The sequence below is a fragment of the Microbacterium sp. genome, from assembly GCF_031178525.1.
Taxonomy (GTDB): domain Bacteria; phylum Actinomycetota; class Actinomycetes; order Actinomycetales; family Microbacteriaceae; genus Microbacterium.
The window spans coordinates 1-8,392 of the sequence record NZ_JAPSJA010000112.1 but is presented as its reverse complement, the minus strand read 5'-3'; the positions used below and the strand labels follow the sequence as shown (position 1 = coordinate 8,392).

The window sequence follows — 8,392 nt, the reverse complement described above, 5'->3', positions numbered from 1 at the left end:
ATCCAGGGCGTCGCCGGCCTCGACGGCACGAGTGCGACGAGCACGACGAACTCGTCGATCGTGCAGGCGTCGTTCGCCTACGGCACCGATCTCGCCACGGCCGAGCAGAAGATGCAGCAGGCCATCAGCCGCATCTCCGGCCAGCTGCCCGAGGACGTCGATCCCCAGGTGCTGTCGGTCAGCATCGACGACCTGCCGGTCATCCAGATCGCCGTCACGGGCTTCGACGACGTCGAGACCGCGCAGGCGGACCTCGAAGCCACGGCCATCCCGGATATCGAGGACGTCGACGGGGTCGGATCCGCGTCGATCGTGGGCGGCATCGGCCAGCGGATCACGATCACGCCGGATCAGGCGGCGCTCGCCGCGCGCGGCCTCTCGCAGCAGGCGATCAGCGACGCGCTCGATCAGAACGGCGTCCTGTTCCCCGGCGGTGAGATCACGGAGGACGGCTCGACCTTCACGGTGCAGACGGGCATCAAGCTCACCTCGGCCGATGACATCGCCGCCCTGCCCCTGCTCGGTGCACAGGGCGGGCAGCCTGGCGAGGTCGCGACGATCTCCGACGTCGCCGATGTCGTCCTGACGACGGATCCGGTCTCCTCGATCTCCCGCGTGAACGGCGAGGACGCCCTGTCGATCGCGGTCACCAAGCTCCCCGCGGCAAACACGGTCGAGGTCTCCGACGGCGTGCTGGGCGTGCTGCCGCAGCTCGAGGAGACGTTCCCCGACGCGCAGTTCACGGTCGTGTTCGACCAGGCGCCGTTCATCACGCAGTCGATCGAGACGCTCGCGACCGAGGGCCTGCTCGGACTCGTGTTCGCTGTCGTGGTCATCCTGGTGTTCCTGCTGTCCATCCGCTCCACGCTCGTCACCGCGATCTCGATCCCGACCAGCGTGCTGATCACCTTCATCGGGCTGCAGGCGTTCGGCTACTCGCTCAACATGCTCACGCTGGGCGCCCTCACGATCGCGATCGGTCGCGTGGTGGACGACTCGATCGTCGTGATCGAGAACATCAAGCGTCACTACGTCGAGGGCGCCGACAAGGGGGACGCCATCCGCCTCGCGGTGCGCGAGGTCGCGATGGCGATCACGGCGTCGACGCTCACGACCGTCGCGGTGTTCCTGCCGATCGTGTTCGTGGGCGACATGGTGGGCGAGCTCTTCCGGCCGTTCGCCATGACCGTGACGATCGCCATGACCGCGTCGCTGCTCGTGGCGCTCACGATCGTGCCCGTGCTCGCCTACTGGTTCCTCCGCCCCGGCAAGCCGCTGCTCGACGCGAACGGGAACCGCATCGACCCGGAGTCGCCGGATGCACCGCCGTCGCGCCTGCAGCGGGCGTATCTGCCGATCCTGCGCTGGACGCTCACGCACAGCGGGATCACGCTGCTGCTCGCCGTGCTCGTGCTGGGCGGCACGGTCGCGGCGGCACCGCTCATGAAGGTGAACTTCCTGGGCGACTCCGGCCAGAACACCCTCACCATCTCGCAGGAGCTCGAGCCGACAGCGAGCCTCGACACCGCCGACGCGGCCGCGCAGCGCGTGGAGGAGGCGCTCGAGGGCATCGAGGGCATCGAGACCGTGCAGGCCTCGATCGGATCGAGCGGATCGCCGCTGCGCGACGCCTTCTCGGGCGGCGGCAGCGTGACCTACTCGATCGTGACCGACGAGGACGCCGATCAGGAGGCGCTGCGCACCGACGTGCAGGACGCCGTGGACGGCCTCGAGGACGTCGGCGAGCTGTCGGTGAACGCGGCCGCCGGGTTCGGGTCGACCGACATCGAGGTCACCGTCACCGCGCCGGGTCCGGACGAGCTGCAGCAGGCCACCGAGGACATCGTCGCCGCGCTGGACGGTCGTGACGGGATCGGCCAGGTGAGCGATGACCTCGCCGCGTCGCTGCCCTACATCGCGGTCGAAGTCGACAGGGAGCAGGCCGCGGCGCGCGGGCTCTCCGAGGTCGCGGTCGGCGGCATCGTGTCGGGCGCCATGCGCCCGCAGCAGGCCGGATCGATCGAGATCGACGGCACGGCGCTCACCGTCTACATCGCGACCGAGGAGCCGCCTGCCACGATCGAGGAGCTGCGCGACCTGGTCATCCCGACCGCGGCCGGGCCCGTGCGCCTCGAACAGGTCGCGAGCGTCGAGATGGCCGACAGCCCGACGTCGATCACGACCCAGCAGGGGCGCCGCACCGCGACGATCACGGTCCCGCCCGTGGGCGACAACCTCGCGGAGGCCACCGCGGCGGTCGACGCCGCGCTTGCCGACGTCGACCTGCCCGACGGTGCCGATGCCGAGGTGGGCGGCGTCGCGGAGGACCAGGCCGAGTCGTTCTCGCAGCTCGGACTCGCGATGCTCGCCGCCATCCTGATCGTGTACGTGATCATGGTCGCGACGTTCAAGTCGCTGCGTCAGCCGCTGCTGCTGCTCGTGTCGGTGCCGTTCGCGGCGACCGGCGCCATCCTGCTGCAGATCGCAACCGGTGTGCCGCTGGGCGTCGCCTCGCTGATCGGCGTGCTGATGCTGATCGGCATCGTCGTGACGAACGCGATCGTGCTCGTGGACCTCGTGAACCAGTACCGCGAGAAGGGGCTGACCGTTCGCGAGTCGACGATTGCGGGTGCCTCGAACCGTCTCCGTCCGATCCTGATGACGGCGCTCGCGACGATCTTCGCGCTCACCCCCATGGCGCTCGGCATCACGGGGCACAGCGGCTTCATCTCGCAGCCGCTCGCGATCGTCGTGATCGGCGGTCTGCTGTCGTCGACCGTGCTGACGCTGATCGTCCTCCCGACGCTCTACAACCTCGTCGAGGGTGCCCGCGAGCGCAGGAACGCCCGGCGCCGCGCGGCGGACGGCGGCACGCGGCCGGGCGAGGATGCGGGCGCGGCGCGGGATGAGCCGGGCGAGCGGCGATCGGTCGTTGCGCCCGCGGCGCCCGTCGCGACGGGCCCCGCCACCACGCGCCCCGCCGAGTCGGGAGGCTCGCTGCCCGCGGCCTCGAACGTCCAGGCGCCGCTGCGACGCCGGGACAACCGGGACGCCTGAGCACCCCAGACCGCTCGCGCTCTCCGGAGCGCGGGCGGTTTCCCAGGCGGGCTTGCTATCCTGAAGGGTCGGCTTGGGATGCCGCGTTGTATGCGCGGGTGTGTGTGGTCCTGACAGGCCGCATGACACCTATGGAAGGTGCGTTACTTTCGCATGCCCAAGAACAAGAAGCCCGCAGGCGGTCGCCCCGCCCAGAACTTCGATCCGCGCTACGCCAAGAAGAAGACCGGCGGCCCGTTCCGCGGTCTCGACAGCCGCGGCAACGACGGCTCGCGCGGTGCGCGCCGCGACGATGGTGCCGGTCGTCCCGACCGCGCCGATCGTCCCCGTTTCGAGCGCGACGCGCGCCCGGCCCGCGCCGGCGAGCGCCGCTTCGAGCGGACCGATCGCCTCCGCGCCGAGCGCCCCTCCACCGAGCGTAGCGACCGTCCCGCGCGCAGCTGGGAGTCGCGCGACGGCGAGCGCCGCTCGTTCGACCGCCCCGCCCGCGACGGCGAGCGCCGCTCGTTCGACCGCACCGAGCGCCCCCGCTTCGAGCGCCCGGACCGTCCGCGCTTCGAGCGCGACGACAGCTCGCGCTTCCGCCGCGATGACCGTCCGGCCCGGGATGGCGAGCGCCGCTCGTTCGACCGCCCGGCTCGTGACGGAGAGCGCCGCTCGTTCGACCGCCCGGCTCGCGACGGCGAGCGCCGCTTCGACCGTCCGGCCCGGGATGGCGAGCGCCGCTCGTTCGACCGCACCGCCCGGGATGGAGAGCGCCGCTCGTTCGACCGCACCGACCGCCCGCGCTTCGAGCGCGAGGACCGTCCCCGTTTCAGCCGCGATGAGCGTTCGAGCCGCGACGAGCGTCCGGCGCGCGACGAGCGTCCGCGCTTCCAGAGCGACGGCGAGCGCAAGTGGGCCGAGCGCCGCGACGAGCGCCCCGTCCGTTCGCAGGCGCACGAGGATCGCATCGACGTCGTGCACGAGCGCCTCGAGGCGCAGGCCGTGCAGGCCGACCAGGTGGCCGAGGTGACGTTCGCCGACCTCGGTCTCGGCGACAACATCGTGCGTGCCCTCGCCGCGCTCGGCGCAGAGAAGCCGTTCCCGATCCAGGCCTCCACCGCGCCCGCCATCCTCGATGGCCGCGACGTCCTGGCCCGAGGCCGCACCGGCTCGGGCAAGACCATCGCGTTCGGCGCTCCGCTCGTCGAGCGGATCCTGCGCGCGAAGGCCGGCACGAAGCGCGAGTTCGGCCGCGCCCCGGTCGCGCTCATCATGGCGCCCACGCGCGAGCTCGCGCTGCAGATCGACCGCACGGTGCAGGCGATCGCCCGCAGCGTCGGCCTGTTCACCACGCAGGTCTACGGCGGCGTGCCCCAGGGGCGTCAGGTGGGCGCGCTGAAGAAGGGCGTCGACATCGTGATCGGCACCCCCGGCCGCATCGGCGACCTGCAGCGCCAGGGCAAGCTCGACCTGTCGCAGATCCAGGTGTCGGTGCTCGACGAGGCCGACCACATGTGCGAGCTCGGCTTCCTCGAGCCCGTGCAGGAGATCCTGCGCCACACGGCCGAGGGCGGCCAGAAGCTGCTCTTCTCCGCGACGCTCGACCGCGAGGTCGCGGCGCTCGTCGACGAGTTCCTCGTCGACCCGCAGGTGTACGAGGTCGCCGGCGAGACGCAGGACACCGGCACGATCGAGCACCGGGTGCTGGTCGTCGAGCACCGCGCGAAGCCCGAGATCCTCGACTCGCTCGTCGACCGCGAGGGCAAGACGCTCGTCTTCACCCGCACGCGTGCGTACGCCGAGATGCTCGCCGAGCAGTTCGACGGCGCCGGCATCGACGCGATCGCGCTGCACGGCGATCTGAACCAGGCGAAGCGGACGCGCAACATCGACCGCTTCTCGAAGGGGCGCGCGCGGGTGCTCGTCGCAACCGACGTCGCGGCCCGCGGCATTCACGTCGACGATGTCGACCTCGTGATCCAGGCGGACGCGCCGGACGAGTACAAGACCTACCTGCACCGCGCCGGTCGCACGGGCCGCGCGGGTCGCACGGGTCGCGTCGTGACGCTCATCCCGCGTCAGCGCCGTCGCCGCATGACCGAGATGCTGGAGCGCGCGGAGATCGAGGCGCCCTTCGACGAGGTGCGTCCGGGTGACGATCTGCTCGACGAGCTGACCGGCGGCCCGACCCTGGCCGAGCTCACCGCCTGACACCGGCCGACCGGATGCCGTCCTCGCTTGCCGAGGGCGGCATCCGTCGTCTCAGGCGCCGAAGACGACGATCATCCCGTCCTCCGGTTCGGCGGGGAGGCGGCGCAGGCTGATCCGGAGATCCTGCTCGGGAACCGTGTACGCGGGGCCTCGCGTGAGCAGCTCGAGCGCGGCGACGAGCAGGTCGGTCGTCGCGAGCTCTCCTGGGCAGCGGTGGGCGGCGAGGTGGCCTCCCACGCCCTGAGCGACGACCGTGAGCGGTGACGCGCTCGCGAAGCGGCCCGGGTTGAACACGTCGGGACGCTCCCACAGCTCGGGGGAGTGATCGGTGCCGTACAGGTCGAGCATCATCCACTGCCCGGCATCGAGCCCCTCGCCGTGCAGCTCGAACGGCTCGCTCGCGATGCCGCCCACCATCGGCAAGAACGGATAGAAGCGGCGGATCTCGTCGGCCGCCCATCGTGTCGCCGCGGGCTCTCCGCCGCCGATCTGCGAGGCCCAGTCCGGATGGGTGCGCAGCGCGTGCACGGCGAATGCGATGAACCGGGCGACCGCGACGGTCGGGCGCAGCAGGTTCAGCAGCTCGACCGCGGCCGTACCGTCGTCGAGGCGCCTGCCCTGATCCTCGTGGTGCGCGAGTCGGCCCGCGACGGTCGTGCGGTCGCCGGTCGCCCGCAGGGTGCGCATGACCTCCGTCGCCCATGCCTCGGTGCGGCGCCGCCTGACGCGCGCCGCCCAGTTCAGCGGGCCGACGGCGCCCGCGCGCGACACCATCGCGTCGAAGTCGCCGCTGAGAGCGCGCTCCCGGGCGGGATCCACCGCGATCCCCGCCCAGGCCAGCGCCGCCCGCGTGAGGGCGAGCGACGCGGCCTCCCGCACGGGAACGGCACGGTGCGCGTACTCGCCTGCGACCTGGGGCCAGGCGGCACGGAACGCGTCGACGAGCCCGGTGCGCTCCTCCTGCGCGAGGTCGAGCATGATCCGCTTGCGGGAGGCGTGGCGCTGCCCGTCCAGCTGCTGCACGCTTCCCTCGTCCTGCAGCAGGTGCACGACAGACCGCGGGATCGCACCTCGTCGCGTGAAGGCGTCCGGCCGGCCGAACACGTGCGCGGCCTCGGCGCCGCGCGCCACCACGACCGCACGCCCCGTCAGGCGCGTGCGGAATGCGTCCGTCCCGACCTGGCGGTACCCGCGGATGCCGTACGCGTAGCCGTCGCGCGCCAGGCGCCAGGTGGTGTCCCATCCCGGCAGGGTGGGGATGCCGGGCGACGGACGAGATGCGGGCTCACTCGGATGGCTCATCCGGCCAGGTCATCATGCTCGCGTTCCCGGCGGGACCCGCTTGACAACGATCCCGCCCCGACGGGCTGAGTAGGCTCGGAGGATGAACGCGCGTATCGATCCCACCGGCGCCCAGACTCAGCTCCGTCGTGACGGCTCCGGAGGCCCGGTCACGGCGCACATCGCCCAGGTCGGTGCGGCGCTGCGGGGGCTGTCGGTCGGCGGCGTCGACATTGTGGCGCGCTACCCGGAGGGCGCGCCCGCCCCCTTCGGCAGCGGCATCGTGCTCGCGCCGTGGCCGAATCGGATCCGCGACGGCCGCTGGGACGACGGCGGCAAGACCCGCCAGCTCGACCTCACCGAGCCGGACCGCAGCAATGCGATCCACGGTCTGCTCCGCAACACGCCCTACGAGATCATCGAGACGCGTGACGAGGTCGCGACGCTGCGCGCCATGGTCTTCCCGCAGCACGGATATCCGTACACGCTGCGCACGAGCGTGACCTATGCGCTCACCGACGACGGCGTCGAGGTGACGCACGAGATCGTGAACGTGGGCGACGGCGACGCGCCCGTCGCGCTCGGCACGCACCCCTTCTTCTGCATCGGAGGCGTCCCGACGGCCGACCTGACCCTCACGCTTCCGGCCGCCACCGTGTTCGAGGTCGACGATCGCCTGCTGCCGACGGCCGAGGTGCCGGTGTCCGGCGTCTTCGACCTGCGCGGCGGTGCCCGCGTCGGCGATCTGGAGCTCGACACGGGATTCGGATCGCTCGCGCGCGATTCCGACGGACGCGCGCGGACCACGCTCACGGCGCCGGACGGTCGACGCGTCGCGATGTGGCAGGACGAGAACTGGGGCTACATCCAGGCGTTCAACACCGACATCTACCCCGGCCACCCGATGGCGATCGCGATCGAGCCGATGACCGCACCGGCCGACGCGTTCAACTCGGGGCAGGACGTGCGTCGCCTCGCGCCGGGCGAGAGCTGGACGGCCCGCTGGGGCGTGCAGTTCTCGGCCTGATCCCCCCCGGACCCGGGTGGCGCGGACGGCGCGCCGGGGCAGCGGTCCCCCGCGACACGATCAGGTGCCGGAGGGACAATGGAACCCATGAGCTACGCCCAGCGGGTCTCCGCCCGCCGCCGGGCGGCGTTTCTGCGCCGCGCTCGGCGGACGGTCGTGATCGCGCTCGCGGCAGCCACCATGCTCGTGGCCGAGGTTTCGCTCATCTCGCAGCTCGTCGATCGGGGCGAGGCCGCCGCCGTCGTGCGCGAGGGCGGGCCCGCGGCATCCGCCGCGCTCATCCCCGTGCCGATCATCGATCAGGTCGAGGCGGCGGATCCGCCGGAGGGGTGCGCCGCCGACGCGGCGCTGCGCGCGAAGGACCCGGCGGCGCTCATGGAGGCGTTCGGCGGAGCGGAGGCGATGCACGCGGCGATCCTCGCCGGAGATGCGCCGTGCGTCCCACTCGACGATCCGGCGCTGCCGTGGGTCGTCGTCAACAAGCAGCGCCCGCTCGATCCCATCCACTATGCGCCGGCCGACCTGCGGGTGCCGCCGTCTCACGTGGCCGACGTCAGCCTGCGCGCCGACGTCGTGAACTCCTTCGAGCAGCTCGTCGCCGCGGCCGCCGCCGACGGCGCCGGCACCCTGTCGCTCTTCAGCGGCTATCGGTCCTACGACACGCAGGTGAGCACGTACGACTCGCAGGTGGGTGCGCGCGGCCGGCAGGAGGCCGACGCGCTGTCGGCGCGGCCGGGATTCAGCGAGCATCAGCTCGGGCTCGCGGCCGACGTGGTCGCGTGCGGTGCCGCCGGCTGCGGCACGATCTACGAGCTGGGCGGGACCGCCCAG

The 8,392-nt window shown here is 72.2% G+C and carries 5 protein-coding genes; 4 read left to right on the top strand and 1 reads right to left on the bottom strand.

What is annotated here, in order from left to right; all coding sequences use genetic code 11:
• Together RIF89_RS08615 and RIF89_RS08610 are read left to right on the top strand one after the other, a co-directional pair.
• Window positions 1–3,057 (top strand): efflux RND transporter permease subunit (locus RIF89_RS08615; protein ID WP_309068711.1); only part of this gene is annotated, 3,057 nt, incomplete at its 5' end.
• A 153-nt stretch (window positions 3,058–3,210) separates the two neighbouring features.
• Entirely contained in the window at window positions 3,211–5,253 is a 2,043-nt protein-coding gene (locus RIF89_RS08610) for a DEAD/DEAH box helicase (protein ID WP_309068710.1), read from the top strand.
• Between the two features lie 51 nt (window positions 5,254–5,304).
• Here the strand turns inward: RIF89_RS08610 and RIF89_RS08605 are convergent, their stop codons facing one another.
• A complete protein-coding gene (locus tag RIF89_RS08605; RefSeq protein WP_309068709.1) occupies window positions 5,305–6,555 on the bottom strand; it encodes a cytochrome P450 in 1,251 nt (416 codons plus the stop codon).
• An 82-nt stretch (window positions 6,556–6,637) separates the two neighbouring features.
• Here RIF89_RS08605 and RIF89_RS08600 point away from each other — a divergent pair, with 82 nt between their 5' ends.
• Window positions 6,638–7,561: an aldose 1-epimerase family protein gene (locus RIF89_RS08600; protein WP_309068708.1), complete on the top strand. Its 924-nt coding sequence runs from the start codon at window positions 6,638–6,640 to the stop codon at window positions 7,559–7,561.
• Window positions 7,562–7,648: 87 nt separating this feature from the next.
• The coding region (locus tag RIF89_RS08595; RefSeq protein ID WP_309068707.1) for a D-alanyl-D-alanine carboxypeptidase family protein at window positions 7,649–8,392 on the top strand (744 nt) is incomplete at its 3' end.

Excerpts from the sequence above, each read along its gene's own strand:
- RIF89_RS08610 (WP_309068710.1), top strand. The coding sequence starts at position 3,211 with ATGCCCAAGAACAAGAAGCCCGCAGGCGGTCGCCCCGCCCAGAACTTC.
- RIF89_RS08605 (WP_309068709.1), bottom strand. The coding sequence starts at position 6,555 with ATGAGCCATCCGAGTGAGCCCGCATCTCGTCCGTCGCCCGGCATCCCC.
- RIF89_RS08600 (WP_309068708.1), top strand. The coding sequence starts at position 6,638 with ATGAACGCGCGTATCGATCCCACCGGCGCCCAGACTCAGCTCCGTCGT.